The following is a 26813-nucleotide window of genomic DNA, read 5'->3' on the forward strand; positions in this document are numbered from 1 at the left end:
GAGGGGGGTGGCGGCGAGAGAATCTCGACCCCCCCCCCCCCCCCCGCCCTCCCCCCCAGGCAGGGGGGGGGGGGGGGCCGCGCCCCCCCCCCCCCCCCCCCCCCCCCCCCCCCGGCACCACCCACTCCCATGCACCTGAGCTCCCATGCACCTGAGCTGCGCATACGCCCGGCAGAAATGAACGCCTGCGACGGTCGGAGTAGGGTAATGACAAGGCAAAATAGCCGGTCGCGCGCTGCTGTGATTCCCGGCCGCTGTTCCCGGAGGTCCCCCCGTGCCACGGCCGGGAGGCAGACCGGGAGGCAGACCATGGGCACGCGCCGGACCACGTTGCCAGGGGTCGGTACGCAGTACGACTTCACGACCGAGCGCGGCCAGCACATCTCGGTCGTCGTGCACAAGGACGGCCGGCGCTTCATCGGCTTCTACGACCGCGACGACCCCGACGCGTGCCTGCTCTCCGTACCCCTGTCGCCGGACGAGGCCACCGCGCTGTCCCACCTGATCGACGCGGCCCCCATCGACGCCGTGCGCACGGACGGGATCGACCTCGTCACGGAGCACATCCAGGTGACCGCCAGGTCGCCGTACGCGGGACGGCCCCTCGGCGACACCCGGGCGCGCTCCCGTACGGGTGCGTCGATCGTCGCCGTACTCCAGCGGACCGCCGCGACACCGTCGCCGGAACCGGACTTCCGTCTCTCCATCGGGGACACGCTGGTCGTCGTCGGCACCCGCGAGGGCGTCGACGCGCTCGCCGAGATCATCGCGGGGGGCTGAGCCGTGCACAACACCACCGCGCTTCTGATCGAGCTCGGCGCGCTCATCCTGGCGCTCGGCCTCATCGGCAGAGTCGCGGAGCGGGTGGGGCTTTCCCCCATACCGCTCTACCTGCTCGCGGGGCTGGCGTTCGGGCACGGCGGACTGCTGCCGCTCGACGCCAGCGAGGACTTCGTGGCCGTCGGCGCCGAGATCGGCGTCATCCTGCTGCTGCTCCTGCTGGGACTGGAGTACAGCGCGTCCGAGCTGGTCACCAGCCTGAGGACCCAATATCCGTCCGGTGCCGTCGACTTCGTCCTGAACGCCACACCGGGCGCTGTGGCCGCGCTCCTCCTGGGTTGGGGGCCGGTGGCCGCCGTCGCGCTGGCCGGCGTCACATGGATCTCGTCGTCCGGGGTCGTCGCCAAGGTGCTCACCGACCTGGGCCGTCTCGGCAACCGCGAGACACCGGTCGTACTCGGCGTCCTCGTGATGGAAGACCTCTCGATGGCGGTCTACCTGCCGCTGCTGACAGCGCTGCTTGCGGGCGTGGGCCTGGCGGGCGGCAGCGTGGCGCTGGTGATCGCGCTGGGCACGGTCGGCCTCGTCCTGTACGTCGCACTGCGGCACGGGCGCCTGATCAGCCGGGCGGTCTCGTCGGACAACCCGGAGATGCTGCTCCTGGTGGTGCTGGGGCTGACGGTGCTGGTGGCCGGTGTGGCGCAGCAGTTGCAGGTGTCGGCGGCGGTGGGCGCGTTCCTGGTCGGCATCGCGCTGTCGGGCGAGGTGGCGGAGGGCGCGCACAAGCTGTTGACGCCGCTGCGCGACCTCTTCGCGGCCGTCTTCTTCGTCTTCTTCGGCCTGTCGACGGACCCGGCGGACATCCCGCCCGTCCTGCTGCCCGCGCTGCTGCTGGCGATCGTGACGGCGCTCACGAAGATCGCCACCGGCTGGTACGCCGCGCGGCGTGCGGGCATCGGCCCGCGCGGCCGGCTGCGTGCGGGCGGGGCGCTGGTGGCGCGGGGCGAGTTCTCGATCGTGATCGCGGGCCTGGCGGTGGCGACCGAGCCCCGCACAGGGCCGATCACCACGGCGTACGTCCTGATCCTGGTGACCCTGGGCCCACTGACGGCACGGTGGACGGAACCGCTGGTCTCGCGGCTGCGGCGGACGCGGAACGGCACCGGTTGGCGCCGGGGACGCGGGAAGGGGGACGACGGGACGCCCACGGCACGGGCGTCCGGCCTACCGTCGCCCGACGAGACGCTGGACCCGGCGACGGGGCTGAAGGGCTGACGGGGCTGTGGCGACTGACGGTCCGTCTTCTGCCGGAGGGGGACGAACTCCGCAGGCGAGGACCGGTACCTGACCATGCGCACCGGTTTGCCCAGCTTCCGGCCACCTAAGTCCCGTCAAGTGTCGAGTTGCGCCCCACGGCGGCGGCGCATGGTCTGCCGCCGTGGGCGCATTCCGGGATGCGGACGACGCCTTCTGATGCACACCTGTTGTATCTATGCTGTGCGCATGCCAGCCGCGCCCACCGCCACCGCCCCCAGCACCGTCAAGCAGCCCCCGGCCGCCGAGCGCGTGTACGCCCACGTCAAGAAGGGCGTACTCGACCGGCACTACGAGGGCGGCACCCTCCTCACCGAGGGCGACCTCGCCGACGCCGTCGGCGTGTCCAGGACGCCTGTACGGGAAGCGCTGCTGCGGCTGGAGGTCGAAGGGCTCATCAAGCTGTATCCGAAGAAGGGCGCCCTCGTCCTCGCCGTCTCCGCGCAGGAGATCTCGGACGTCGTCGAGACCCGGCTGCTGGTGGAGGAGTTCGCGGTGCGGCGTGCCGTACCCGCGTCCGCCGCCCTCCTCACCCGGCTCGAACAGTCGCTGGAGGAGCAGAAGCAGCGGGCCCATGAGGGCGACCTCGCCGAAGTCGCCGTCGCCGACCGGTGCTTCCACGTCGCGATCGTCCGCAACGCCGGGAACCAGATCCTCTCCCGCCTCTACGACCAGCTCCGCGACCGCCAGCTGCGCATGGGCGTCACCATCATGGAGGCGCACCCCGACCGCGTCGCCAAGAACATCACCGAGCACGCCGAGATGCTCGAGGCGATCCGGGCGGGCGACGTCGAAGGCGCTGCCCGGTGCGTGCGCCGCCACGTCAGCCGCGTCAAGGTGCTGGCCCGGGGCGAGGAGTGGGGCGAGGACCGGTGAGGGATTCCGCCGCTCCCGCCGTCTCCCTGCCCGGTGATCCGCCCGGCGGCCGGCGCGCGGCCGCCGTCTGGGGCATCGGCGTCGCCGTCTACTTCGTCGCCGTCATCTTCCGTACGAGCCTGGGCGTCGCGGGTCTCGACGCCGCCGACCGGTTCGACGTCAACGCCTCCGCGCTGTCGACGTTCTCGATACTCCAGCTGCTGGTGTACGCGGGCATGCAGATACCCGTCGGGCTGCTGGTCGACCGGCTCGGGACGAAGAAGGTCCTGACCCTGGGCGTCGTCCTCTTCACCCTCGGGCAGCTCGGCTTCGCCCTCTCCCCCTCGTACGGGACGGCCCTCGCCGCCCGCGCGCTGCTGGGCTGCGGCGACGCGATGACGTTCATCGCCGTACTGCGCCTCGGCGCACGCTGGTTCCCCGCGCGGCGCGGGCCGCTGATCGCGCAGCTCGCGGGGCTGTGCGGAATGGCGGGCAACCTCGTCTCCACGCTCGTCGTGGCCCGCATGCTCAACGGTCTCGGCTGGACCGCCACGTTCGCGGGCAGCTCGCTCGCGGGCGTCTTCGTGCTCGTGCTGCTGCTGTTGTTCCTCAAGGACCACCCGGAGGGGTACGAGCCCGCCCCCGCCGGACACGCGGGCGCGGCGTACGTCCGCGCGCAGATCGCCGCCGCGTGGCGCGAGCCGGGGACGCGGCTGGGGATGTGGGTGCACTTCACGACGCAGTTCCCGGCGATGGTGTTCCTGCTGCTGTGGGGGATGCCGTTCCTCGTCGAGGCGCAGGGGCTCTCACGCGGGGTGGCCGGTGAGCTGCTGACGCTCGTCGTGGTGTCGAACATGGCGCTGGGACTGGTGTACGGGCAGGTCATCGCCCGCCACGGCGCCGCCCGTGCGCCGCTCGCCCTCGGCACCATCGGGGCGACCGCCCTGCTGTGGGCGACGACCCTCGCGTACCCGGGCGACCACGCGCCCATGTGGCTCCTGGTCACGCTGTGCGCGGTGCTCGGCGCGTGCGGGCCGGCGTCCATGATCGGCTTCGACTTCGCGCGGCCCGCCAACCCGCCGGAGCGCCAGGGCACGGCCTCCGGCATCGTCAACATGGGCGGCTTCGTCGCCTCGATGACGACGCTGCTGGCGGTGGGCGTGCTGCTCGACGCGACCGGCGACGACTACCGGATCGCGTTCGCCTCGGTCTTCGTGCTGGAGGCGCTCGGCGTCGCGCAGATCCTGCGGCTGCGCGAGCGGACGGCCCGCCGGGAGCGGGACCGTCTGGTCGCCAGCCGGGTCGAGGTCGTGCACGTGCCTGCCTGAGGCGACGGGTCCCCGTGGGGCGGTTACGGGGTGACGGCGAAGTGGCGCAGGATGGCCTCCGCGAGCGCCTGGTCGCCGTCGACCTTGATCTGGTCGGCCACCGACTCGTGACGGACCCGGCCGCAGGCCAGGCGTACGTACGTCTCCCAGTCCAGGGCGATCGTCGCGAGCGGGCCGAGCGAGGGCGTGCCGTCGACCGTTCCCCGGCCGTCCGCGTTCACGCGAACCGTGCGCATGAACTCGACCGGGCCGTGCACGTCGAAGACGACCGCCGAGTTGGCGGGCGCGCCCGCCGCCTTCGCGACGACCTTCGGCAGGCCCTGGACGAGGACGTCGCGGGCGACGATCGCGCCGGGCGAGTCGAGGTTGCCGGGGCGGCCGAAGGTCGTACGGAGGTCCTGCTCGTGCACCCAGGTGTCGAAGGCCCGCATCCGCAGCGCGAGTTCGAGGGTCTGCTCGGCGCCGAGGGGGGCGCGGACCATCGTGTCGGGGGAGCGGGTCTCGTTACGGAGCTGCCGCTGGCGGCGGATGATCGTGTACTCGAGCTCGGAGGTCATCTCCGGCGCCGTGTGGTGGCGGCGCACATCGACCTGCATCTCCATGTACCGGGCGAACTCCGAGGTCACGTGGTACAGGTCCCGCGGCAGCGAGTGGATCGGCCGGGGGTCGCCGAGCATCTCGCACTCCATGCCGATGATGTGCGAGACGATGTCGCGCACCGACCAGCCCGGGCACGGCGTTCGGCGGTTCCACTCCCCCTCGACGAGCGGTGTCACCAGCTCGGATATCGCTTCGATGGAGTGGGTCCAGGCTTCGGCGTACGTCTGGAGGCTGGGATGGACGGTCACGGGACCCCTCGTGCGGTTCAGTGGCGGTGGCGCGGGCTGGCTGGTCTGGCGGTGACGGGCTGGCGGGCGGACTGGACTGACGTGCGTGCCGGACTGCGTGGGAGGCTCGCACGCTAAGTTACGCTGCCCCGTGGCACCCTGGCAGTGCTTTGGTGTGACGATCGTAGGCCCGTGTTGACGGCTCGAATGCCAGGACGGTGGTAGTGTGCGCGCCTCCCTCATCCAGATCGCAGTAAATCCGGACGAAACGGTCAATTCCCGTAGGCAGCGGGTCGCTTCGCTGGTGCGCGAGCAGAGCGAGCGGCACGGCGCCGAGCTCGTGGTCCTGCCGGAGCTGTGGCCGACCGGAGCCTTCGCGTACGCGTCCTTCGTCGACGAGGCGGAGCCGCTCGAAGGGCCGACGTACGAGGTGATGGCGAAGGCGGCGGCCGACGCGGGCGTGTGGCTGCACGCCGGGTCGGTCGTCGAGCGCGACCCCGAGGGCCCCCTCTACAACACCTCTCTGGTCTTCTCCCCCGGCGGCGAGCTCGTCCGCGCGTACCGGAAGATCCACCGCTTCGGTTTCGACAAGGGCGAGGCCGTGATGATGAGCGCGGGCGAGGAACTGGTGACGGTCCCGGCGGCGGGGCTCACCTTCGGCCTCGGCACCTGCTACGACCTGCGCTTCCCGGAGCTCTTCCGCGGACTCGTCGACGCCGGCGCCCAGGCGTTCCTGGTGCCGGCCGGCTGGCCCGCCAGGCGCCGCGAGCACTGGACGCTGCTGGCCCGCGCCCGCGCGGTCGAGAACCAGGCGTACGTCCTGGCCTGCGGCACGGCGGGCACGCACGCCGGGGTCGAGCAGGCGGGGCACAGCATCGTCGTGGACCCTTGGGGCGAGGTGCTGGCCGAGGCGGGCCCGGCGGAGGACGTACTGGTCGTGGACCTGGACCCGGCGAAGGTGACGGCCACGCGCGAGCAGTTCCCGGCCCTGAAGGACCGCCGCCTGCGGTAGGGCCCCGCCTAGTCGTCCTTCCCCTCCGCCATCCGGATCACGCAGACCGCCACCGCGATCAGCAGGGCCGTGTCGGCGTCCTCGCGTACGACCTCCACGGCGTACGTGTCCCGCACCCGGAACCACTTGCGCGAGACGCGGGCCAGCTGCTCCCCGTCGTGCTCGACCGAGAACTCGCGGTCGAGCACGCGGCCGGTGACGTCCAGCTCCGCCCCCTCCGCCGTCGCCACGCGGTAGTGGTCGCGCAGCAGCGACAGCCGCTTCCTGCGCACCGTGGCGAGCGTCCGCCCGTCCCGCTCGACGGTCATCGCGTCCCGGATGCTGAGCGCCTTCTCGCGCAGCGTCACCAGGACCCGGCCGGCCGGGTCCTTGATCTCCAGGGTGTCGCGCAGCCGCAGCGCCTTGCCGTCGACGAGGAAGGCACGGTCGCCGTGCTCGTCCTCGATCCAGTAGTCGTCGCCGATGCCGAAGATCCTGTCGCGTACCAGATATCTCATGCCGCGATGCCTACCCGGCGCACGCGGTGGAACGGAGGTCCGCCGCCCATGTGCACGCGTTCGGGCCCCTGGACGCGTCGGCGGTACGGCGTGATCCGCGGTGTACGGGCGGATGGCAAGCTTGAAGCATGAACGATGCTGCCCCGGCGCCCACCCCCGCGCCCGCACCCCGCAAGCGTGCCCGTGTCCGTGCCCCCGAGCTGATCGGCAAGGGCGGCTGGCTGAACACCGGCGGGGAGGAACTCACCCTTGCCGGTCTGCGCGGACGCGTCGTCATTCTCGATTTCTGGACCTTCTGCTGCGTCAACTGCCTGCACGTCCTGGACGAGTTGCGGGAGCTGGAGGAGAAGCACCGGGACACGGTGGTGATCATCGGGGTGCACTCGCCGAAGTTCGTGCACGAGGCGGAGCACCAGGCCGTCGTGGACGCCGTGGAGCGGTACGGCGTGCACCACCCGGTCCTCGACGACCCCGAGCTCGCGACCTGGAAGCAGTACGCCGTCCGGGCCTGGCCGACGCTCGTCGTCATCGACCCCGAGGGGTACGTCGTCGCCCAGCACGCCGGTGAGGGGCACGCGCACGCGATCGAGAAGCTCGTCGAGGAGCTGGAGGCGGTCCACGAGGCCAAGGGGACGCTGGGGCGCGGTGACGGGCCGTACGTCGCGCCCGAACCGGTGGCGACCGACCTTCGCTTCCCGGGCAAGGCGCTGCTGCTGCCGCAGAGCGGGAACCTCCTCGTCTCGGACACCACCCGGCACCAGCTCGTGGAGCTGGCGGCCGACGGCGAGACCGTCGTGCGGCGCGTCGGCGGGGAGGGCACGTTCAAGGAGCCGCAGGGGCTCGCGCTCCTTCCGGACGGCCGGGTCGTCGTGGCCGACACCGTCAACCACCGGCTGAGCGTGTTCGACCCTGCGACCGGCGCGGTCGAGGTCGTCGCCGGCACCGGAAAGCAGTGGTGGCAGGGTTCGCCCACCTCCGGGCCGGCCCGCGAGGTCGACCTGTCCTCGCCGTGGGACGTGGCGTGGTGGCGGGGCAAGGTGTGGATCGCCATGGCCGGCGTGCACCAGCTGTGGACGTACGACCCCGGGGCGGGGACGGTGGAGGTCGCGGCCGGGACGACGAACGAGGGGCTGGTGGACGGCCCCGCCGCCGAGGCGTGGTTCGCGCAGCCGTCGGGGCTGGCGGCGGACGGCGACCGGCTGTGGGTCGCGGACTCGGAGACGAGCGCGCTGCGGTACGTCGACAGCGACCTGGTCGTGCACACCGCCGTGGGGACCGGGCTGTTCGACTTCGGGCACCGGGACGGCGCGGCGGGGCAGGCGCTGCTCCAGCACCCCCTCGGGGTGACCGCGCTGCCCGACGGGTCGGTCGCGGTCAGCGACACGTACAACCACGCCCTGCGGCGCTACGACCCGGCGAGCGGGGAGGTGACCACGCTGGCGACGGACCTGCGGGAGCCCAGCGACGCCGTGCTCGTCGGGGACGACATCGTCGTCGTCGAGTCGGCCCGTCACCGGCTGACCCGGCTGCGGCTGCCCGACGAGGCGGTGCGGGTCGAGGCCGTGGCGCACCGGACGCAGCGCGCGGCGACCGAAGTGGCGCCGGGCAGGCTCCGGCTGGACGTCGTCTTCCAGGCACCGGGCGGTCAGAAGCTGGACACGCGGTACGGGCCCTCGACGCGGCTGCTCGTGTCGTCGACACCGCCCGGGCTGCTGGTCGGCGGCGAGGGGGCCGGGACGGACCTGAGCCGCGAGCTGGAGCTGAACCCGGAGGTCACCGAGGGCGTGCTGCACGTGTCGGCGATGGCCGCCTCGTGCGACGACGACCCGGCGAACGAGTACCCGGCGTGCCACGTCCACCAGCAGGACTGGGGCGTTCCGGTCCGCGTGACGGCGGACGGCACGCCCCGGCTGCCGCTCGTGCTCGCCGGCCTGGACGGCTGAGGGGCCCCTGGGGCCCGGCGCGGCGCGGACGGCCGCGGCCGGGCCTCAGGGGTTGTGGTGGTGCTGGTCGTCGGTGACGACGGTGGTGGTGGGGGGTACGACCATGCGCCGGCGCCTGGCGACGCTGGAATAGACCGCGACCCCGATGATGCCGACGAGCATCATGATGACCCCGACGAGGGTGAGGTTGACGCTTTCCATCTCCCAGTCGGTGGCGAATGCGAGTATCGCTCCGCCCGCGATGAGGAGAATGAATCCTCCCAGTCCCATGAGTTCCGCCTCCCTGTCGGCCCGGCAGTTCCGGGCCGGTGTACGTCCTTCGCGTACCCGGCCCTTCAACGGACAAGCCTGCGAGTGGCGTTCGGGATCGGGACTCAGCCCTCCAGGAACGCCGTCATCGCGTTCGCCAGCAGGTACGGGTCGTCCGCCCCGCACAGCTCGCGCGCGCTGTGCATGGACAGGATCGCGACGCCGATGTCGACGGTGCGGATGCCGTGCCGGGCCGCGGTGATGGGGCCGATCGTGGTGCCGCACGGCATGGAGTTGTTCGACACGAAGACCTGCCACGGCACGCCGGCCTTCTCGCAGGCCGCCGCGAAGACGGCCTGGCCGCTGCCGTCGGTCGCATACCGCATGTTGACGTTGACCTTGAGGATCGGTCCGCCGTTGGCGCGCGGCTGGTGGGTCGGGTCGTGGCGCTCGGCGTAGTTGGGGTGGACGGCGTGGCCGGTGTCCGAGGACAGGCAGATCGTGCCGGCGAACGCGCGCGACTTGTCGTCGAAGGTGCCCCCGCGGGCGAAGACCGAGCGCTCCAGCACGTTGCCGAGGAGCGGGCCGTCGGCGCCGGTGTCGGACTGCGAGCCGTTCTCCTCGTGGTCGAAGGCGGCGAGCACGGGGATGTACGGGACGGGCGCGTCCGCCGCGCTGACGGCCGCGAGTGCCGCGACGCCCGCGTGCACGGAGATGAGGTTGTCCATGCGCGGGCCCGCCACCAGCTCGCGGTCGCGACCGAGGTAGGACGGCGGGTCGATGCTGTGGGCCATCAGGTCCCAGCCGGCGATCTCGCCCTCGGCGAGGCCCTCTTCGTCTTCCAGGAACCGGATCAGGTCCCCTTCGTGCACGTCGCCCAGACCCCAGATGGGCTGCATGTGACGCTGCTTGTCGAGCTTGAGGCCGTCGCTGTTGACGGACCGGTCCAGGTGTACGGCCAGCTGCGGTACGCGCAGCAGCGCCCGGTCGATGTTGACGAGGCGGTGGGAGCCGTCGCGCAGCGTCAGCCGGCCCGCGATGCCGAGGTCGCGGTCGAGCCAGGTGTTGAGGAGCGTCCCGCCGTAGATCTCGACGGCGATCTGGCGCCAGCCCTGCGCGCCCATGTCGGGGAGCGGCTTCACGTGCAGGTGCGGGGAGTCTGTGTGCCCGCCGACGATCCGGAACGGGGTGCTGGCCTCCGCGCCCTCCGGGACGTACCAGGCGATGATCGCCCCGCCGCGCAGCACGTACTTGCCGCCGGAGGTCGCGTCCCAGGCGTCGGTCTCCGCGAGCTGCCGGAATCCGGCCTTGTCCAGGCGCTCGGCGGCGTTCGCCACCGCGTGGTACGGCGACGGGCTGGCCGCCAGGAAGGACATCAAATCGTCTGTGTGGCCGCGGTCGAAGCGGGGGGGTGCGCTCATGGGGTTCACCATAACGAGGGTTAACCACGGCTCCCCAGCGCCCGCCTCAGAGGCCCGGGGGCCGCTCGAACCGCCGTTGTATCGTCCGGCGTTCGCCGCGGCGGACCTGCGGCAGCATCCGGGGGACCCCCGGCGGCCGCTGCTGCTGGCGCCGGCGGCCCACGCAGAACAGACAGCCCTCACCGGGCGGGGCGGTCGGGTCGATGGGCGAGCCGGGGTGCTCCGAGCACCCCGAGGCGTTGCGCGGCCGGGACAGCTCGCGGGCCACGATGAAGGCGCGGTGCAGAGTGTCCGCGATCTCCACGAACTCCTCACCGGGCGAGGAGACGGTGACGGCGAAGGCCCGGTCGTTGACCTGCTGGACGTACCCCCTGAGGACGTCCAGCGTGTACGGCGGGTCCGGCACCGGGTAGCCGAGGCGGCGCTGCTCGGCCGGGGCGGGCACACTGCGCTCGCCGCGGCGGCGGCGGTCGTTGCACAGGAGGCAGCGGCCCCATCCGGCGGGGGCCTCGGGGTCGACGGCGCCGTTCGGGTGCGTGGGGCAGCCGGTGTGGCTCTTGACGGGGGCGAGGTCGGCGGCCGTCTTGAAGGCGACGTACAGGGTGTCGGCGACCGGCTCGTACTCCAGCGGGTGGGAGCCGTCGTACAGGTCGCCGATGAGATCGCCCACGGAGCCGAGCTTTCCGCGCAGCTCACTGAGCGCGTACGGCCGGCCGGCCGGTACGGAGTAGCCACCCCTGCGGGATTCCATGGAGCTCATGCACACCAGAGTCGCACGGGCCACTGACAACGGGCCGGGTCCGTCCCCGCAGGGATGGCCCCGGCCCGTTGCCAGAGGGTTTCCGCAGTGGTCTGGGGGGCCGCCGCGGGTCTGCGCCGCGGCGGCTCGGCCGCAGGGCCTAGAAGGCCGCCTCGTCCAGCTCCATCAGGGACTGGTCGACCGACTCGGCCAGGGCGCGCTCGACGCCGACGCCCGGCAGGACGTTCGCGGCGAAGAACTTCGCCGCCGCGATCTTGCCGGTGTAGAACGGCACGTCCTTCGCGGACGCGGTCGGCAGCTTCTCGGCGGCCACGGCCGCGCCCTTGAGCAGCAGGTATCCGACGACGACGTCACCGGAGGCCATCAGCAGGCGGGTGGTGTTCAGGCCGACCTTGTAGATGGACTTGACGTCCTTCTCGGTGGCCGCGAGGTCGGTCAGCATGGCGCCGACGATGGCCTCGAGGTCCACGGCCGCCTTGGCGAGCGTCTCGCGGGCCGTGGCCAGCTCCTCGCCGCCGGTGCCGACCGCGAGGAACTTCTTGATGTCCTCGGCCAGCGAGTTCAGCGCCGCACCCTGGTTGCGGACGATCTTCCGGAAGAAGTAGTCCTGGCCCTGGATGGCGGTGGTGCCCTCGTAGAGGGTGTCGATCTTGGCGTCGCGGATGTACTGCTCGATCGGGTACTCCTGGAGGTACCCGGAGCCGCCGAACGTCTGGAGCGACTGCGCCAGCTGCTCGTACGACTTCTCGGAGCCGTAGCCCTTGACGATCGGCAGCAGCAGGTCGTTCATCGCCACCAGCGCGCTGGTGTCCTCGCCCGCCGCCTCGGCCACCGCGATGTCGTCCTGGACGGCCGCGGTGTGCAGGACGAGGGCGCGCATGCCCTCGGCGTACGCCTTCTGCGTCATCAGCGAGCGGCGGACGTCGGGGTGGTGCGTGATGGTGACCTTGGGGGCGGTCTTGTCCATGAAGTTCGCCAGGTCGGGGCCCTGGACGCGCTCCTTGGCGTACTCCAGGGCGTTCAGGTAGCCCGTGGAGAGCGTGGCGATGGCCTTCGTGCCGACCATCATGCGCGCGAACTCGATGATCATGAACATCTGACGGATGCCGTCGTGCTTGTCGCCGATCAGCCAGCCCTTGGCGGGGTGCTGGTCGCCGAAGGTCATCTCGCACGTGTTGGACGCCTTGAGGCCCATCTTGTGCTCGACGTTCGTGGCGTAGACGCCGTTGCGCTCGCCCAGCTCGCCGGTCTCCCAGTCGAAGTGGAACTTCGGGACGAGGAAGAGGGACAGGCCCTTGGTGCCGGGGCCGTGGCCCTCGGGGCGCGCGAGGACGTAGTGGAGGATGTTCTCCGACATGTCGTGCTCGCCGGACGTGATGAAGCGCTTCACGCCCTCGATGTGCCAGGAGCCGTCGGGCTGCTCGACGGCCTTCGTGCGGCCCGCGCCGACGTCCGAGCCGGCGTCCGGCTCGGTGAGGACCATGGTGGAGCCCCACTGCTTGTCGACGGCGATCTGCGCGATCTTCTTCTGGGCCTCGTTGCCCTCGTCGAAGAGGACGCCGGCGAACGCGGGGCCGGAGGAGTACATCCAGACCGCCGGGTTCGCGCCGAGCAGCAGCTCCGCGTAGGCCCAGATCAGGGAGCGGGGCGAGGTGGTGCCGCCGATCTCCTCGGGCAGGCCCAGACGCCAGTACTCCGAGTCCATGAAGGCCTGGTAGCTCTTCTTGAACGTCGCCGGCACCGGGGCGGTGTTCGTCGCCGGGTCGAACACCGGCGGGTTGCGGTCGGCGTCCTCGAAGGATGCGGCGAGGTCGTTCTCCGCGAGGCGGGCGATCTCGTCGAGGATGCTCTTGGCGGTCTCGACGTCCATCTCCGCGAACGGGCCGGTGCCGTACAGCGTGTCGCGGCCGAGGACCTCGAAGAGGTTGAACTCGATGTCGCGGAGGTTCGACTTGTAGTGACCCATGGCAACGGCTCCGTTAAGGATCGGGAGGCAGGTTCCTCGTACATCTACTACTGGTAAGTAGCTACGATGATGCTACCCGTCGGTAATAAGAAGCAACCCCTATCCGGCATCTGTGACTCAGTAGTCTTGGCGCCATGTACGGCTACGACCAGAACCAGGGTGGACAGCAGCAGTACGCGCCGCCGCAGCCCCCGCCCCAGGGCGGCTACGGGGAGCAGCCGCTCTACCCGGAGCCGTCGCCGCCCTCGCTCGCCGACGCGGTGCGCGCCTTCACCACCGGATCGCTGTCCGCCGAGGACTTCCAGCAGATCTTCGCCACGTCGAAGGTCTACTGCCCGCGCGGCGACAACCCGGGGTTCCTCGCCCTGCACAACACCCAGCAGCCGGTGATCCCGATGTTCACCTCACTCAAGGAGCTGCGCAGGTACGCGGGCAAGGAGTCCAAGTACTTCGTGATCACCGGGGCCGAGGTGATCGACCTGCTGCCGACGGGGTACGGCTTCGTCCTCGACATGGAGGGCGAGCACCGCATGGTCTTCGACGCCAAGGCGGTCGAGCAGATGGTCGACTTCGCGATGCGGCGGATGTACGGCTGAGCCGGCGGCCACGAGGTCGCGCACGGGCGCCCGGGGGGAATTCCTCCCGGGCGTTCGCCGTTGGGGGTGGCAAGAAGTTCTACGTTCAACTAAAGTGGACGTACAAGGAGGCCCGCCATGCCCGCAGTAACCGTTGAGAACCCGCTGACCCTGCCGAAGGTCGCCGCGCCGGCCGATGCCGTCGCGCGCCCCGTGCTGGCCGTCACGACCGCTCCGGGCGGTTTCGAGGGTGAGGGCTTCCCGGTACGCCGCGCCTTCGCCGGCATCAACTACCAGCACCTCGACCCGTTCATCATGATGGACCAGATGGGCGAGGTGGAGTACGCCCCCGGCGAGCCCAAGGGCACCCCGTGGCACCCCCACCGCGGCTTCGAGACGGTCACGTACATCATCGACGGGATCTTCGACCACCAGGACAGCCAGGGCGGTGGCGGCACCATCACCAACGGCGACACCCAGTGGATGACCGCGGGCTCGGGCCTCCTGCACATCGAGGCGCCGCCGGAGTCCCTGGTCGTGTCCGGCGGCCTCTTCCACGGCCTCCAGCTCTGGGTGAACCTGCCGGCCAAGGACAAGATGATGGCCCCCCGCTACCAGGACATCCGCGGCGGTCACGTCCAGCTGCTGACCACCCCCGACGGCGGCTCGCTGCTGCGGGTCATCGCCGGTGAGCTGGACGGCCACGAGGGTCCCGGCATCACCCACACGCCGATCACGATGCTGCACGCGACCGTGGCGCCCGGCGCCGAGGTCACGCTGCCGTGGCGCGAGGACTTCAACGGTCTGGCGTACGTCCTGGCCGGGCGCGGCAGCGCGGGCCCGGAGCGCCGGCCCGTGCACAGCGGGCAGACGGCCGTGTTCGGCGCGGGCTCCTCGCTGACCGTCCGCGCGGACGAGCGGCAGGACTCCCACACCCCGGACCTGGAGGTCATCCTGCTCGGCGGCCGGCCGATCCGGGAGCCGATGGCGCACTACGGCCCGTTCGTGATGAACACGCAGGAAGAACTGAAGCGCGCCTTCGAGGACTTCCAGCGGGGCCGTCTCGGCACGATCCCGGCCGTTCACGGCATGGGCGAGTAGGAGGACCGCGGACCCGGCCGGCTGACGATCTGTCACCCGGGCGGGTCCTCCGGCGGGCCGCGCCCCTCTGTCCGTGATCCGCTGGGGCGGTGCAGCCGACTCAGCCGCTCCTCCCCGAGTCCGCCCGCCGGGTCGCCGCCTGGTGCGTCGTGGCCCTGCTCGTCACCGGGGTGGCCGCTGTGGGGGTCTGGCTGTGCGTCACCTTCAAGACCGCCGTCACGCCCGTCCTGCTCGCCCTCCTCGGCACCGCGCTGCTCGGACCGCTGCACCGGCGGCTCGTCGCCATGCGGCTCAACCGGTCCGTCGCGGCCGGGCTGACCTGCGTCGCGGTGGTCGCCGTCGTGGGCGGGGCGGCGTACATCGTCGTCAGCGCGCTCGTCGAGACCGGCGACCAGATCGTCGCCTCACTGCGGCAGGCCGCCGGAGACCTGACCCGGCATCTGGGGGCGGCCGGCACCTCGCTGGACGACCTGGCGAGGAACGCCCGGGAACTGCTCGGCAGGTTCGGCGGCACGGCGGCCTCCGGGCTGATCACCGGGCTGAGCGTGGTCGGCGAGATGGCCGCCGTCGCCGTGCTGGCCCTTCTGCTGATCTTCTTCTTCCTCAGGGACTCGGACAAGGCCGCCGGCGCCCTGAAGGCCCTCGCGCCCGGCTCGACCGGCGTCACCGCCGAGGCGATGGGCCGGCGCGCGTTCGAGGCCGTCGAGGGCTTCATGCGCGGTACGACGTTCATCGCGCTGATCGACGCCCTGCTGATCACCGTCGGACTGCTCGTTCTGCGGGTGCCCGGCGCGGTCGGGCTCGGCGCGCTGGTGTTCGTGGGCGCGTACATCCCGTACCTCGGCGCCTTCATCTCCGGCGCGGCCGCCGTGCTCGTCGCGCTCGCCGACCGGGGGTTCGTGATCGCGCTGTGGGCGTTCGGGCTCGTCCTGGCCGTGCAGGTCCTGGAGGGCCACGTGCTCCAGCCCGTGATCCAGAGCCGGACCGTCCAGATGCATCCGGCCGTGGTGATGCTCGCGATCACGGCCGGGGCGTCCGTCGCCGGCATCCTCGGGATGCTGCTCTCGGTACCCCTGACGGCGGCCGTCTTCGGGGTGATCGGGGAGATGCGCCGGGGGGAGTACGAGCGGCCCTAGGCTCCGGTGGGGCGGGGCGCCGGCCTACATGGCCTGCGGGGGCACCGCGCCGTCGGGGCGGGGTTCGAACGTGGCCAGCATCTGTTCCAGCGCCTGCTGGTCCGGGCCGACGAAGGGGTCCGAGCCGGGGGCCTCGGCGATCGTGTCGAGCATCCGGGCGGCGAGGCCGACGGCCGGCGGCAGGTGGGTGCTCAGCACCGTCTCGGCCTCCATGGCGCGCAGCGGCTCGACCGTGGCGAGGTACTTGCCGGTGTCGACGGTGTGGACCCAGGGGCTGTCGACCGTCGCCCACAGGAGCTGTGCGCTGCGCAGGTCCTCGGGGGCCAGGTCGGCGGCCCGGCCGTCGACCGCGGCCTCCTCGTTGAGCATGGGGCCGCCGAAGCAGTCGGAGCTGAAGCACGTCCGCGTACGGTCGTCGTAGAAGCCGACGGTGGCGGGGTTGTCGAACAGCGGCGGCCGGAACGCCCGGAGCATGCGGCCGCCGCCCACGTCCAGCGCCTGTCCCGGATTGACCAGGCACACGCGGTCCAGCGGCAGGGGCCGCTCGGTCGACATGATGCCCGCCCCGACGAACGTCGTCACGACCCGCGCCTTGGGGGCGGCGACGAGCAGGTCGAACAGGCCGCCGGTGTGGTCGCGGTCGGGATGCGTGAGCCAGATCCAGCGCACGTCGGCGGGGTCCATCACGGTGCCGAGCTCGCCCAGGAAATCGCGGTCGGGGAGGCTGAGGCCCGTGTCGACGACGACCGGCTCGTCGGCCAGCAGGACGAAGGCGTTGACCGGGAGGAAGCCGATGCCCGGCACCTCCAGGCAGTCCGCCAGTACGGTGACGTCGCGGCCGATTCTCTGAGTGCTCATGCTCATGGCGGATCTCCGTGGTCCCCCCCGGCGGTGGTTCTCCCTTTTCGACCATTTTGCGCCGCCAGGGCGGGGTGCGGCGCGCTGGGGCGGGGGCGGCGCGCACGGCATTCCGTCAGAAGGGGCGGGGCTCCTTGTCCTCCTGGAGTTCGAACCAGATCGACTTGCCCTCGCCCTTCGGGTCCACGCCCCACTCGTGCGCCAGCATCTCCATCAGGACCAGCCCGCGGCCGCTGGACGCCATCTCCCCCGGGCGGCGCTTGTGCGGCAGTTCGTCGCTGGAGTCCGACACCTCGACCCGCAGCCGCCGTACGCCCGGATCGCCCTTCGCCTCGGCGGTCAGCAGCGCGTCGCCGTCCGTGTGCACCAGGACGTTGGTGACCATCTCCGAGACCATCAGCACGGCCGCGTCGAGCTGCTCCGCGTCCGCCCAGTCGTGCAGCAGGTCCCGCAGCTGCTGCCGGGCGGCGGCGATGCGCTCCGGTTCGGCCTGGGCCACGGTCAGCGCGGTGCGCCGGACCGGGGAGATCTGCGTCGTCGCGCCGGACCCGCAGCAGGCGCCGCCCTCCCGGCACAGGAGCAGTACGGCGATGTCGTCCTCGCGGCGGTCCACGAGCGGGCCGGTCGTGTAGTGCGAGGTGGGGCCGTGGACGGCCGACACGAGGGCGTCGGCGAGCTTCTCCAGGCTGTCGCCGGTGTGCTCCTCCAGGATCGTGCGGAGCCTGGCCCAGCCGGTGTCCAGGTCGTGGCCGCCGGTCTCGATGAGGCCGTCCGTACAGATCATGATCGTCTCGCCCGGTTCGAGGACGAGACGCGTCGTCGGGTAGTCCGTGTCCGGGACGATGCCCAGCGGCAGGCCGCCGGCCGTGGGGCGGACCAGCACCGTGCCGTCGCCCAGAAGCACCGCGGGCTCGGGGTGGCCCGCGCGGGCGATGTCGAGGGTGCCGGTGGCCGGGTCGGCCTCGATGTAGAGGCAGGTGGCGAACCGGGGGCTGGAGTGGTCGTCGGGGCCGTAGGTGTCCGTGATGCCGTGCAGGAAGCGGGACGCGCGGGAGAGGACCGCGTCGGGCCGGTGGCCCTCGGAGGCGTACGCGCGCAGGGCGATCCGCAGCTGGCCCATGAGGCCGGCCGCCCGTACGTCGTGCCCCTGTACGTCGCCGATCACCAGGGCTATGCGTCCGCTGGGCAGCGGGATCATGTCGTACCAGTCGCCGCCGACCTGGAGCCCGCCGCCGGTCGGCACGTACCGTGCGGCCACCGTCATGCCGGGGATCTCGGGCCCCAGCGTCGGCATCATCGAGCGCTGGAGGCCGAGGGACAGCTCCCGCTCGCTCTCGGCCACCGAGGCCCGCTCCAGCGCCTGCGCGATCATCCTGGCGACCGTGGTCAGCACGGAGCGCTCGTCGGGGGTGAACGCCACGGGGTGCGCGAAGCCCGCCATCCAGGCGCCCATGGTGCGGCCGGCCACCGTCAGCGGCACGAAGGCCCAGGAGCGGCGCTCGGAGCGCCGGGCGAGCGGCCGGCCGGCCGGGTAGCGGCGGCTGTACTCCTCGGGGGACGAGAGGTAGATGGCCCGGCCTGTCCGTACGACCTCGGACGCCGGATGGTCCGTGTCCAGCAGCATGTCGGTGAAGGGGAGGTCGTCCTGCGGCCCGTACCCGTGGTGTCCCAGGACCGTGATGCGGCTGCCCGAGGAACCGAAGACGGCGAGGCTGTCCGGCGAGAACCCGGGCATCGAGAGGGAGGCGGCGACCCGCAGCACCTCGGTCGTGGAGCGGGCCTCCGCGAGGGCCCGGCCAGCGTCCAGCAGGAACGCCTCGCGGGAGCGGCGCCAGTCGCCGGTGACGGGGGTGTGGGCGGCGTCGCCCGGACGCGGCTCGGCGACCTCCTGGAGGGTTCCGAGGAGCAGGTAGTCCCCGCCCTCGACCACCGGCCGGGAGCGGCTGCGCACGGTCCTCAGCAGCCGCCCGTCCACATCCATGATCCGGAGCCGGGCCTCGGCCAGGGTGCCCTCGGCGACGGCGAGGTTCACGACGCCGTTGATCTCGTTCCAGTCCACCGGATGGAACCGGGAGCGTACGGCGGCCTCGGGCAGCGCCACCGGCTCGGCGGGCAGCCCGAGGAGCCGGGCGGCCTCCGCGTCGAGGGTGACGACCCCTGACGCGTTGTCCCAGCGCCACAGGCCGGTCGCGACGGCGGCCAGGATGTCCTCGGTGCGCATTGCCTCATCCTTACAGGTCGCGGCCGGACCGGCTGTCCGAGCCCCGTCGGACCGGGTCGCGCACGTCAAATAAAAGGGGATGCGCCGGGCGGTAACCTTGGGTGCTCGACTACCCCGAATCCCGAAGGCTGGATGAACGACGATGCATCGGTACAGGTCCCACACCTGCGGCGAGCTCCGCGCCTCTGACGTCGACACGGACGTCCGGCTGAGCGGCTGGCTGCACAATCGTCGAGACCTGGGCGGCATCCTCTTCATCGATCTGCGCGATCACTACGGCATCACGCAGCTCGTCGCCCGCCCCGGCACCCCCGCCTACGAGGCGCTCGACAAGGTGAGCAAGGAGTCGGTCGTCCGCGTCGACGGCCGGGTCGTCTCGCGCGGCGCCGACAACATCAACCCGGAGCTGCCGACCGGCGAGGTCGAGGTCGAGGTGGCGGAGGTCGAGCTGCTGGGCGCCTCGCAGCAGCTGCCGTTCCAGATCAACACGGACGACGGGGTGGGTGAGGAGCGCCGCCTCGAGTACCGCTTCCTCGACCTGCGCCGCGAGCGCATGCACCGCAACATCATGCTGCGTACGGCCGTCATCTCGTCCATCCGCCACAAGATGACGGCGCTGGGCTTCAACGAGATGGCCACGCCGATCCTCACGGCGACCTCCCCGGAGGGCGCCCGCGACTTCGTCGTCCCGTCCCGCCTGAACCCCGGCAAGTTCTACGCGCTGCCGCAGGCCCCGCAGCAGTTCAAGCAGCTGCTGATGATCTCGGGCTTCGACCGCTACTTCCAGATCGCGCCGTGCTTCCGCGACGAGGACGCCCGCGCCGACCGCTCGCCGGGCGAGTTCTACCAGCTCGACGTGGAGATGTCCTTCGTCGAGCAGGAGGACGTCTTCCAGCCGATCGAGAAGCTGATGACCGAGCTCTTCGAGGAGTTCGGAGGCGGCCGCCACGTCACGTCGCCGTTCCCGCGGATCCCGTTCCGCGAGTCGATGCTGAAGTACGGCAACGACAAGCCCGACCTGCGCGCCAAGCTGGAGCTCGTCGACATCTCCGACGTCTTCGCGGGCTCGGAGTTCAAGGCGTTCGCCGGCAAGCACGTCCGCGCGCTGCCGGTGCCGGACACGGCGGGTCAGTCGCGCAAGTTCTTCGACGGGCTCGGCGACTACGCCGTCGAGCACGGCGCGAAGGGCCTGGCCTGGGTGCGGGTCGGCGAGGACGGTTCGCTGAGCGGCCCGATCGCCAAGTTCCTCACTGAGGAGAACGTCAAGGTCCTCACCGAGCGCCTGTCGCTGGCCCCCGGCCACGCGATCTTCTTCGGCGCGGGCGAGTTCGACGAGGTCTCCAAGATCATGTCGGCGGTCCGGGTCGAGGCCGCCAAGCGCGCCGGCCACTTCGAGGAGGGCGTGTTCCGGTTCTGCTGGATCGTCGACTTCCCGATGTACGAGAAGGACGAGGAGACCGGCAAGATCGACTTCTCGCACAACCCCTTCTCGATGCCGCAGGGCGGTCTGGAGGCCCTGGAGACGCAGGACCCGCTGGACATCCTGGGCTGGCAGTACGACATCGTCTGCAACGGCGTGGAGCTGTCCTCCGGCGCGATCCGCAATCACGAGCCCGAGCTGATGTTCAAGGCGTTCGAGATCGCGGGTTACTCCAAGGAGACCGTCGAGCGCGAGTTCGCGGGCATGCTCCGCGCCTTCCAGTTCGGCGCCCCGCCGCACGGCGGCATCGCCCCCGGCATCGACCGCATCGTCATGCTGCTGGCCGACGAGCCGAACATCCGCGAGACGATCGCCTTCCCGCTCAACGGCAACGCGCAGGACCTGATGATGGGCGCGCCGACGACGCTGGAAGAGACCCGTCTGCGGGAGCTCAACATCCAGCTGCGGAAGCCCGTTTCCGACAAGTAGTGCGGTAGCGGCGACGAGGGGCCCGGAACCGGTCGGTTCCGGGCCCCTCCGTCATGCCGCGGGCGGCCGGCGGGGCGGCTGTACGGACGCGGACGGGGAACGTGTCGAGGAGGTGCCGCGAGCCCCGGGCTCCCTTACGTTCGGCAATAAGAAGACGAAAGGGATGAAATGAAGCGCCGGAACCGAACCGTGGCTCCGCTGGCCGCGCTCCTGACGACCGCGGCGCTCCTGGCGACGGGCTGCGGCGCCACCGCCGCGCCCCACGACCAGCGCGCCGCCGCTCGCGGGCCGGCCGCCCCCGTGCACTCCCCGGCCGGCGGCACGGCCGGCAAGGCGGCACCGGGCCCCCCGGGGTCGCCCGCGCCGCTCCTGCGCCTGCCGGGGCTGGGCCCCAGGACCCTCGCCCAGGTTCCCGTCGACACCCGCCAGGCACTCGTCGTCAGGGGCGAGGGCCGCGACGAGAACCGGGGCGCCGCCGTCCTGTACGAGCGCGAGCGCCCCGGCGCCGCGTGGCGGCCGGGCCCCACGTGGCCCGTCCACAACGCGGTGCGCGGCTGGACGGACCGGCACGTCCACGGAGACCTGCGCTCACCGGTCGGCGTCTTCACCCTGACGGACGCGGGCGGCCTGCTGCCCGACCCGGGCACGAAGCTGTCGTACGACAGCGGCCCGGCCTTCACCGCCCACGGCACGGGCACCGAGGGCGAACCGCTGGCGGGGTCCTTCGACTACGTCATCGCCATCGACTACAACCGCACGCCCGGCACGACCCCGCTGGACTGGACGCGCCCTCTCGGCGTGTCCAGGGGCGGCGGCATCTGGCTGCACGTCGACCACCACGGGCCCACGCAGGGATGCGTCTCTTTCACCCGGCCGGTGATGAAGCATCTGCTGCGCACGCTGGACCCCGCGAAGAAGCCCGTGGTGGTCATGGGAGACGAGGCGTCGCTGCGGAGGTGACCCGCCGCACTAGGCCGTGACCGGCTCCTGCGAGTCCTCCGTACCCGGCTCCGCGTCCTGCGGGCCGGCCGGGGAGCCGGGGCCGCGCTGGGTCGGGATGGCCCCGGTGAGGTGGGCCGTCATCAGCGCGCGGCGTTCGTCGGCCGCCGCGCACAGGGCGACGGCCGCCGCGTTGAAGCGGACCAGGGAGGGCGGGTCGGACGGGCCGAGCAAGTGGGCCTTCAGCTCGGCGCGGGCCGCCTTGTGGAGGTCCTTCTCCGGGTGGCGCACGGCCTCCAGGAGCTCGTGCACGCCCGACGCGTCCGGGGTGAGGACGGTGGCGGCGCGCACGGTCGGGAACGCGGCGCGGAAGTCCTCCTCCGTCATGCCGCTGGTGTTGGCCACGGCGTACGGCTTCTCGCTGTGCAGGTAGTCCGAGACGACGCTCGACACGTCGCTGATCAGCAGGTCGGCCTGGTTGAAGCAGCTGTAGATGCCCAGCCGCGGCGTGACGACGATCTGGTGCTCCCACTCGGGGAACGACGCCCAGTACGCGTCCTCCCACGCCGCCGCGGCCTCGGCGACGAGCGCCGCGCGGCCCTCCTCGGGCGTGCTCTGCAGCATCATCCGCTCCAGCTCGTCCGCGCCGGGGCGGAAGTCGGTGCTGGTGAGCCGGTCCAGCTCGGCCTGGCAGCGGGCGAGCTCGGCCACGGCCTCCAGGCCGGGGCGGGGGCCGGAGCGCCGGGCGGCGGCCTCGGTGATCATGGCGCGGATGCGCCGGTCCGCCGCGCCTGCCTCGGGGTCGACGGAGCCGGTCATCGGGTGCGGCTTGTAGAGCAGCCGTACGCCCTCGTCCTCGAGGAGCGCGCGGACCAGGTTCTCACCGGCCAGGACGACCGAGGTGTTGCCCGGGTTGCCGTCCCAGCCCTCCCAGGTGGGGGCGTACAGCACCGTGGTGTACGTGCCCTCCGGAGCGCCCGTCCAGGGCTGGATCGGGGCCAGCTGCGGGCGGCCCACCTCCACGACGTCCTTGTCGTCGACGCCGATCTCCGCCTGCCGGTAGCGCTCGCGGGCCGCAGGTCCGGCCACCCACACCTCGTCGTACGCCTTGGCGTACGGGTTGCAGCTGGAGAGCTTGTCGCTCTCGCCGTGGTTGGTGAAGGCGTGCTTGATCGAGGGGATGCGCAGGACCTGCGAGGTCTTCCCGGAGTTCGCCGGGTGGAGCATCATCTTCAGCGTCGAGTTCTCCAGCGCGAACATGTGCGCGACCCGGGGGATGCAGAGGATCGGCACGTCGGTGGCCTGGATCTTCTGGACCATGAACCGCTCACGCAGCACGATCAGCGGCTTGCCGTCCAGCGCGGAGAGCGTGGAGAGCCACATGTTCGCCTGGTACGCCGACGAGGTGCCGCCGGAGAAGTACATCGCCACGGTCGGCTTGTACTCCGCGAGCCAGCCGTCCAGCCACTCCAGCGTCTGCTCGGCGGTCGCGGGACGCTTGGCCGGCAGCAGCCACGTGGCGAGGCGGCAGACGCCCGCCGCCATCAGCAGCACGGAGACACCGGCTCCCACGGCGCCGGGGTACGCGCTCCCGGTCACCGCGGTGACCAGCAGGCCCGTGGTGGCGGGCACCGAGAAGGCCAGCAGGCGGTGGCCCGGGCGGCGGGCCAGGATGCGCGGGGGAGCGGCGCACAGCTTCAGCGGCGAGGCGTCGATGTTGCGCGTCACGACCGGCAGCGTGCGGCTGCGGCGGACCAGTACGGCGATCGCCTGGCAGAGGAAGTGCAGGGCGTACACGAGGAGCAGCGCCACGGTCAGCGGGGCCTGCTCGTGCAGCGGGTGGACACCCTCCACGCGCAGCAGGCCGAGCAGGATGATCATGTCGCGCAGCAGCTGCCGGACGGTGACGTCGAAGCGGACTCTGCTCAGCATCGAGAGCAGGCGGGGCTGCCGGTACCGCAGGTACAGGTCGAGGGCGAGGCCCGCGGCCGCGCCGGTGACGAACACCGGCACCTGGGCCAGCAGGGCGCCGACGAGCTGAGCGGTGAACGCGGCGAACAGCGTGAGCAGCGCGGCGAGCTGCTTCACACGGCGGGATATGAGTCCGGCGGCGAGCACGGTGAATGAACTCCTGGCGGGGAGGGGCGATCGGCCGGGAAGCCGTTCTGGGGGGTGCCGTTACCTCGCGCGCGCGTATTGGGGGGACAGCGGCGAGGGGGCTCGGCGGCTGACGGTATGCGGTGCACGGCCGTCGTCGCAACGCGCCGTGACAACAATCACCGCAGATGCGGCAAATGCCCGTTCATTTGATCCCACCGGGGCGCGTTGTCCGCACATGTGAGCGGACAACGCGGCGGAACCGGTCCGGGAGAGCGTCCCCGGACCGGTCCCGCCGCGCAGCACATCGTGTTCCGCTTACGCCTTCTTCGGGTCCTCCAGGCGCGGGAACAGCACCGCGCCCTTGGTGACCGTCGCGCCCGCCGGCAGCCGGCCCCAGTCGGCGGCCCCCGGGAGGGGCTGGTCGGCCAGGGCGCCCAGGGGCGCCTCCGCGCCCAGCGAGTCCCACAGTTTCTGCGACGTCTCGGGCATGACCGGGTTCAGCAGGACGGCCATGGCGCGCAGCGACTCGGCCGCCGTGTAGAGGATCGTCGCGAGGCGGGCCCGGCCCTCCGGCGACTCGTCCTTGGCCACCTTCCACGGCTCCTGCTCCGTGATGTACCCGTTGACCTGCTTCACGAAGTCGAAGATCGCCAGGATGCCGCCCTGGAAGTCCAGCTCCTCGCCGATCTTCCGGTCGGCCTCGGCGACCGCCTTGGCGAGGCCCTCGTGGATGGCGGCCTCGGCCGGGCCGTTCGCCGTGGCCTCCGGCAGGACGCCCTCGAAGTACTTGCCGACCATCGCGGCCACGCGGGAGGCGAGGTTGCCGTAGTCGTTCGCGAGCTCGCTCGTGTAGCGGGCGGTGAAGTCCTCCCACGAGAAGGAGCCGTCCTGGCCGAACGCGATCGCGCGCAGGAAGTACCAGCGGTACGCGTCCACCCCGAAGTGCGAGGTCAGGTCCTGCGGCTTGATGCCGGTGAGGTTCGACTTCGACATCTTCTCGCCGCCGACCATCAGCCAGCCGTTCGCCGCGACCCTGCCGGGCACGGGCAGGCCCTGCGCCATCAGCATCGCCGGCCAGATCACCGCGTGGAAGCGCAGGATGTCCTTGCCGATGAGGTGCACGTTCGCCGGGAACGTCTCGTCGAACTTCCCCTGGTCGGAGCCGTAGCCGACCGCCGTGGCGTAGTTCAGGAGCGCGTCGATCCACACGTAGATCACGTGCTTGTCGTCCCACGGGACCGGGACGCCCCAGTCGAACGTCGAGCGGGAGATCGACAGGTCCTCCAGGCCCTGCTTGACGAAGTTCACGACCTCGTTGCGGGCCGACTCCGGCTGGATGAAACCGGGGTTCGCCTCGTAGAACTCCAGCAGCTTCGGGCCGTACTCGCTCAGCTTGAAGAAGTAGTTCTCCTCCTTGAGGATCTCCACCGGCTTCTTGTGGACCGGACACAGCTTCGTGCCGTCCTCGGCCTCGACGAGGTCACCGGGGAGCTTGTACTCCTCGCAGCCGACGCAGTACGGGCCCTCGTATCCGCCCTTGTAGATCTCGCCCTTGTCGAAGAGGTCCTGCACGAACTCCTGCACACGGTCCGTGTGCCGCTTCTCCGTCGTGCGGATGAAGTCGTCGTTCGCGATGTTCAGGTGCTCCCAGAGGGGCTTCCACGCCTCCTCGACGAGCTTGTCGCACCACTCCTGGGGCGAGACCCCGTTCGCCTCGGCAGTGCGCATGATCTTCTGACCGTGCTCGTCCGTGCCGGTGAGGTACCACACCTTCTCGCCGCGCTGACGGTGCCAGCGCGTGAGCACGTCCCCTGCAACGGTCGTGTAGGCGTGGCCCAGGTGAGGAGCGTCGTTGACGTAGTAAATGGGGGTCGATACGTAGAAGGCCTTCGCGCCTTCGTTCGTCCCCTGCTTCTCGGATCCAGTGGCCGCCATGGGCGAAATCCTAACGGCCCCAAGGTGCTCCCCTCACCCGCTTAACCAGGGGTGAGACGGCGAAGGCGGCGCCGGTCCCGGAGGACCGGCGCCGCCTTGGTCTGTCGCTGCTGCCGCTGCCTACGCCTTGAGGCCGGTCACCAGCTGTGCGTACAGCTCGGCGTCCGGGACCTCGCGCGGGGCGGGGCCCGCGTGGAAGAACGCGGCGTTGGGTACGTCGAGCTTCCGCAGGAAGTCGAAGCCCTTGGCGTCGTGCTCGCCGAACGCGACGAACTGCCAGAACAGCGGCTTGCCGGCGACGTCGGCCAGGGCCTGCTTGGCCGGGCCCTTGGCGTCCGGGGGGCCGTCGGTCTGGAAGACGACCAGGGCGGGGCGGCCGCTGCCGGACTTCTCGTGGTGCACGACGACCTCTTCGACGGCGCGGTGGTAGCTCGTACGCCCCATGTGCCCGATGGCGGCGTGCGTCTCGTCCACGATGCCGTCGTACGCGTCCAGGCCGACGTCGACGGTGCCGTCGATGTCGGTCGAGAAGAAGACGACGTGCACGGCGGCCTTCTCGTCGAGGTGGGCGGCGAGGGCCAGCGTCCGGTCCGCGAGGTCCTGGGCGCTGCCGTCCTTGTAGAAGCCGCGCATGGACCCGGACCGGTCGAGCACGAGGTAGACGTCCGCCCGCGCGCCGTCCAGCCGTCGGTCGGCGAGGGCGGTGCCGGCGGCCTTGTAGTGCGCGGCCAGGCCGGGCGCCCGCGACGCGACATCCGCCGCCGCCACGGCGGCACCACCGGCGGCGGCCGGCTGCGGCTCGGCCTCGGCGGCTGCCGGCTCGGGGTCGGCAACGGGCTCTGCCTCGGCTTCTGCCTGCGGCTCGGCCTCGGCGGCTACCGGCTCGGGGTCGGCTGCCGGCTGCGGCTCGGGGTCGGCTGCCGCCTGGGGCTCGGGCTCGACGGCCGGCTCGGGGTCGGCCTCAGCCTCGACCGGCTCGGGCTCGGGCTCCACGACCGGCTCAGCCTCGGCGGCCGGGGCGGGCTCGGGCTCGGGCTCCACGACCGGCTCAGCCTCGGCGGCCGGGGCGGGCTCGGCCTCGGGCTCC

Annotated in this window: 22 protein-coding genes; 11 read left to right on the forward strand and 11 right to left on the reverse strand. The window is 71.7% G+C overall.

The features are described from left to right. Window positions 1-309: 309 nt before the first annotated feature. The 4 genes from AC07FK_RS21795 (at window position 310) to AC07FK_RS21810 (ending at window position 4277) form a co-directional block, all read left to right on the forward strand. Window positions 310-780 (forward strand): cation:proton antiporter regulatory subunit, encoded by a 471-nt coding sequence (locus AC07FK_RS21795; protein ID WP_479106585.1) that lies wholly within the window; start codon window positions 310-312, stop codon window positions 778-780. Between the two features lie 3 nt (window positions 781-783). Further along, a complete protein-coding gene (locus AC07FK_RS21800) occupies window positions 784-2055 on the forward strand; it encodes a cation:proton antiporter (RefSeq protein WP_479106586.1) in 1272 nt (423 codons plus the stop codon). Window positions 2056-2283: 228 nt separating this feature from the next. Further along, window positions 2284-2970, forward strand: coding sequence for a GntR family transcriptional regulator (locus AC07FK_RS21805; protein WP_479106587.1), 687 nt, complete (start codon window positions 2284-2286; stop codon window positions 2968-2970). Continuing rightward, complete coding sequence (locus tag AC07FK_RS21810; RefSeq protein ID WP_479106588.1) at window positions 2967-4277, forward strand: MFS transporter; 1311 nt, start codon at window positions 2967-2969, stop codon at window positions 4275-4277. The genes AC07FK_RS21805 and AC07FK_RS21810 overlap by 4 nt, the downstream gene beginning before the upstream one ends. 23 nt (window positions 4278-4300) lie before the next feature. On the opposite strand, the gene AC07FK_RS21815 is transcribed toward AC07FK_RS21810, so the two are convergent. Beyond that, window positions 4301-5125 carry a maleylpyruvate isomerase family mycothiol-dependent enzyme gene (locus AC07FK_RS21815; protein ID WP_479106589.1) on the reverse strand — a complete coding sequence of 275 codons (825 nt, stop codon included), beginning with the start codon at window positions 5123-5125 and terminating at the stop codon, window positions 4301-4303. 205 nt (window positions 5126-5330) lie between these two features. Between AC07FK_RS21815 and AC07FK_RS21820 the strand changes: the two genes are divergently transcribed. Continuing rightward, complete coding sequence (locus tag AC07FK_RS21820) at window positions 5331-6116, forward strand: carbon-nitrogen family hydrolase (protein WP_479106590.1); 786 nt, start codon at window positions 5331-5333, stop codon at window positions 6114-6116. A gap of 8 nt (window positions 6117-6124) precedes the next feature. Here AC07FK_RS21820 and AC07FK_RS21825 read toward each other — a convergent pair whose 3' ends face one another. Next, complete coding sequence (locus AC07FK_RS21825) at window positions 6125-6613, reverse strand: LURP-one-related/scramblase family protein (protein ID WP_479106591.1); 489 nt, start codon at window positions 6611-6613, stop codon at window positions 6125-6127. 128 nt (window positions 6614-6741) lie between these two features. Between AC07FK_RS21825 and AC07FK_RS21830 the strand changes: the two genes are divergently transcribed. Next, window positions 6742-8556, forward strand: coding sequence for an NHL domain-containing thioredoxin family protein (locus tag AC07FK_RS21830; RefSeq protein WP_479106592.1), 1815 nt, complete (start codon window positions 6742-6744; stop codon window positions 8554-8556). Between the two features lie 45 nt (window positions 8557-8601). Here the strand turns inward: AC07FK_RS21830 and AC07FK_RS21835 are convergent, their stop codons facing one another. The 4 genes from AC07FK_RS21835 to AC07FK_RS21850 all read right to left on the reverse strand — a co-directional run bounded on the left by AC07FK_RS21835 (window position 8602) and on the right by AC07FK_RS21850 (window position 12952). Beyond that, complete coding sequence (locus AC07FK_RS21835) at window positions 8602-8826, reverse strand: DUF6458 family protein (protein ID WP_479106593.1); 225 nt, start codon at window positions 8824-8826, stop codon at window positions 8602-8604. A gap of 104 nt (window positions 8827-8930) precedes the next feature. Continuing rightward, window positions 8931-10226 (reverse strand): M18 family aminopeptidase, encoded by a 1296-nt coding sequence (locus AC07FK_RS21840; protein WP_479106594.1) that lies wholly within the window; start codon window positions 10224-10226, stop codon window positions 8931-8933. A gap of 46 nt (window positions 10227-10272) precedes the next feature. After that, window positions 10273-10986 (reverse strand): hypothetical protein, encoded by a 714-nt coding sequence (locus AC07FK_RS21845; RefSeq protein WP_479106595.1) that lies wholly within the window; start codon window positions 10984-10986, stop codon window positions 10273-10275. A 139-nt stretch (window positions 10987-11125) separates the two neighbouring features. Further along, on the reverse strand, window positions 11126-12952 hold the full coding sequence (locus AC07FK_RS21850; protein WP_479106596.1) for an acyl-CoA dehydrogenase: 1827 nt from the start codon (window positions 12950-12952) through the stop codon (window positions 11126-11128). Window positions 12953-13086: 134 nt separating this feature from the next. Here AC07FK_RS21850 and AC07FK_RS21855 point away from each other — a divergent pair, with 134 nt between their 5' ends. The 3 genes from AC07FK_RS21855 to AC07FK_RS21865 all read left to right on the forward strand — a co-directional run bounded on the left by AC07FK_RS21855 (window position 13087) and on the right by AC07FK_RS21865 (window position 15764). After that, window positions 13087-13548 carry an SseB family protein gene (locus tag AC07FK_RS21855; RefSeq protein ID WP_453407511.1) on the forward strand — a complete coding sequence of 154 codons (462 nt, stop codon included), beginning with the start codon at window positions 13087-13089 and terminating at the stop codon, window positions 13546-13548. Window positions 13549-13665: 117 nt separating this feature from the next. After that, window positions 13666-14628: a pirin family protein gene (locus AC07FK_RS21860; RefSeq protein ID WP_479106597.1), complete on the forward strand. Its 963-nt coding sequence runs from the start codon at window positions 13666-13668 to the stop codon at window positions 14626-14628. Between the two features lie 89 nt (window positions 14629-14717). After that, on the forward strand, window positions 14718-15764 hold the full coding sequence (locus tag AC07FK_RS21865) for an AI-2E family transporter (RefSeq protein WP_479106598.1): 1047 nt from the start codon (window positions 14718-14720) through the stop codon (window positions 15762-15764). Window positions 15765-15788: 24 nt separating this feature from the next. Here AC07FK_RS21865 and AC07FK_RS21870 read toward each other — a convergent pair whose 3' ends face one another. Together AC07FK_RS21870 and AC07FK_RS21875 are read right to left on the reverse strand one after the other, a co-directional pair. Further along, window positions 15789-16622, reverse strand: a complete 834-nt coding sequence (locus tag AC07FK_RS21870; protein ID WP_479106600.1) for an MBL fold metallo-hydrolase — start codon at window positions 16620-16622, stop codon at window positions 15789-15791. Window positions 16623-16737: 115 nt separating this feature from the next. Continuing rightward, window positions 16738-18843, reverse strand: coding sequence for an ATP-binding SpoIIE family protein phosphatase (locus AC07FK_RS21875; protein WP_479106601.1), 2106 nt, complete (start codon window positions 18841-18843; stop codon window positions 16738-16740). A gap of 142 nt (window positions 18844-18985) precedes the next feature. Here AC07FK_RS21875 and aspS point away from each other — a divergent pair, with 142 nt between their 5' ends. Together aspS and AC07FK_RS21885 are read left to right on the forward strand one after the other, a co-directional pair. Then, complete coding sequence (gene aspS, locus AC07FK_RS21880) at window positions 18986-20752, forward strand: aspartate--tRNA ligase (protein ID WP_479106602.1); 1767 nt, start codon at window positions 18986-18988, stop codon at window positions 20750-20752. A 168-nt stretch (window positions 20753-20920) separates the two neighbouring features. Further along, window positions 20921-21712 carry a hypothetical protein gene (locus tag AC07FK_RS21885; protein ID WP_479106603.1) on the forward strand — a complete coding sequence of 264 codons (792 nt, stop codon included), beginning with the start codon at window positions 20921-20923 and terminating at the stop codon, window positions 21710-21712. A 9-nt stretch (window positions 21713-21721) separates the two neighbouring features. Here the strand turns inward: AC07FK_RS21885 and AC07FK_RS21890 are convergent, their stop codons facing one another. The 3 genes from AC07FK_RS21890 to AC07FK_RS21900 form a co-directional block, all read right to left on the reverse strand. Continuing rightward, a complete protein-coding gene (locus AC07FK_RS21890; RefSeq protein ID WP_479106604.1) occupies window positions 21722-23809 on the reverse strand; it encodes a hypothetical protein in 2088 nt (695 codons plus the stop codon). Between the two features lie 297 nt (window positions 23810-24106). Continuing rightward, window positions 24107-25726 carry a methionine--tRNA ligase gene (gene metG / locus AC07FK_RS21895; RefSeq protein ID WP_479106605.1) on the reverse strand — a complete coding sequence of 540 codons (1620 nt, stop codon included), beginning with the start codon at window positions 25724-25726 and terminating at the stop codon, window positions 24107-24109. A 120-nt stretch (window positions 25727-25846) separates the two neighbouring features. Then, on the reverse strand, window positions 25847-26813 hold a 967-nt coding region (locus tag AC07FK_RS21900; protein WP_479106606.1), incomplete at its 5' end, for a VWA domain-containing protein.

It is taken from the genome of Streptomyces sp. NPDC046122 (assembly GCF_056429965.1).

Bases quoted from the DNA above. Each gene is read 5' to 3' on its own strand.
- AC07FK_RS21795 (WP_479106585.1), top strand. From the start codon at position 310: ATGGGCACGCGCCGGACCACGTTGCCAGGGGTCGGTACGCAGTACGAC.
- AC07FK_RS21805 (WP_479106587.1), top strand. From the start codon at position 2,284: ATGCCAGCCGCGCCCACCGCCACCGCCCCCAGCACCGTCAAGCAGCCC.
- AC07FK_RS21825 (WP_479106591.1), bottom strand. From the start codon at position 6,613: ATGAGATATCTGGTACGCGACAGGATCTTCGGCATCGGCGACGACTAC.
- AC07FK_RS21830 (WP_479106592.1), top strand. From the start codon at position 6,742: ATGAACGATGCTGCCCCGGCGCCCACCCCCGCGCCCGCACCCCGCAAG.
- AC07FK_RS21835 (WP_479106593.1), bottom strand. From the start codon at position 8,826: ATGGGACTGGGAGGATTCATTCTCCTCATCGCGGGCGGAGCGATACTC.
- AC07FK_RS21840 (WP_479106594.1), bottom strand. From the start codon at position 10,226: ATGAGCGCACCCCCCCGCTTCGACCGCGGCCACACAGACGATTTGATG.
- AC07FK_RS21845 (WP_479106595.1), bottom strand. From the start codon at position 10,986: ATGAGCTCCATGGAATCCCGCAGGGGTGGCTACTCCGTACCGGCCGGC.
- AC07FK_RS21850 (WP_479106596.1), bottom strand. From the start codon at position 12,952: ATGGGTCACTACAAGTCGAACCTCCGCGACATCGAGTTCAACCTCTTC.
- AC07FK_RS21855 (WP_453407511.1), top strand. From the start codon at position 13,087: ATGTACGGCTACGACCAGAACCAGGGTGGACAGCAGCAGTACGCGCCG.
- AC07FK_RS21860 (WP_479106597.1), top strand. From the start codon at position 13,666: ATGCCCGCAGTAACCGTTGAGAACCCGCTGACCCTGCCGAAGGTCGCC.
- AC07FK_RS21870 (WP_479106600.1), bottom strand. From the start codon at position 16,622: ATGAGCACTCAGAGAATCGGCCGCGACGTCACCGTACTGGCGGACTGC.
- AC07FK_RS21875 (WP_479106601.1), bottom strand. From the start codon at position 18,843: ATGCGCACCGAGGACATCCTGGCCGCCGTCGCGACCGGCCTGTGGCGC.
- aspS (WP_479106602.1), top strand. From the start codon at position 18,986: ATGCATCGGTACAGGTCCCACACCTGCGGCGAGCTCCGCGCCTCTGAC.
- AC07FK_RS21885 (WP_479106603.1), top strand. From the start codon at position 20,921: ATGAAGCGCCGGAACCGAACCGTGGCTCCGCTGGCCGCGCTCCTGACG.
- metG (WP_479106605.1), bottom strand. From the start codon at position 25,726: ATGGCGGCCACTGGATCCGAGAAGCAGGGGACGAACGAAGGCGCGAAG.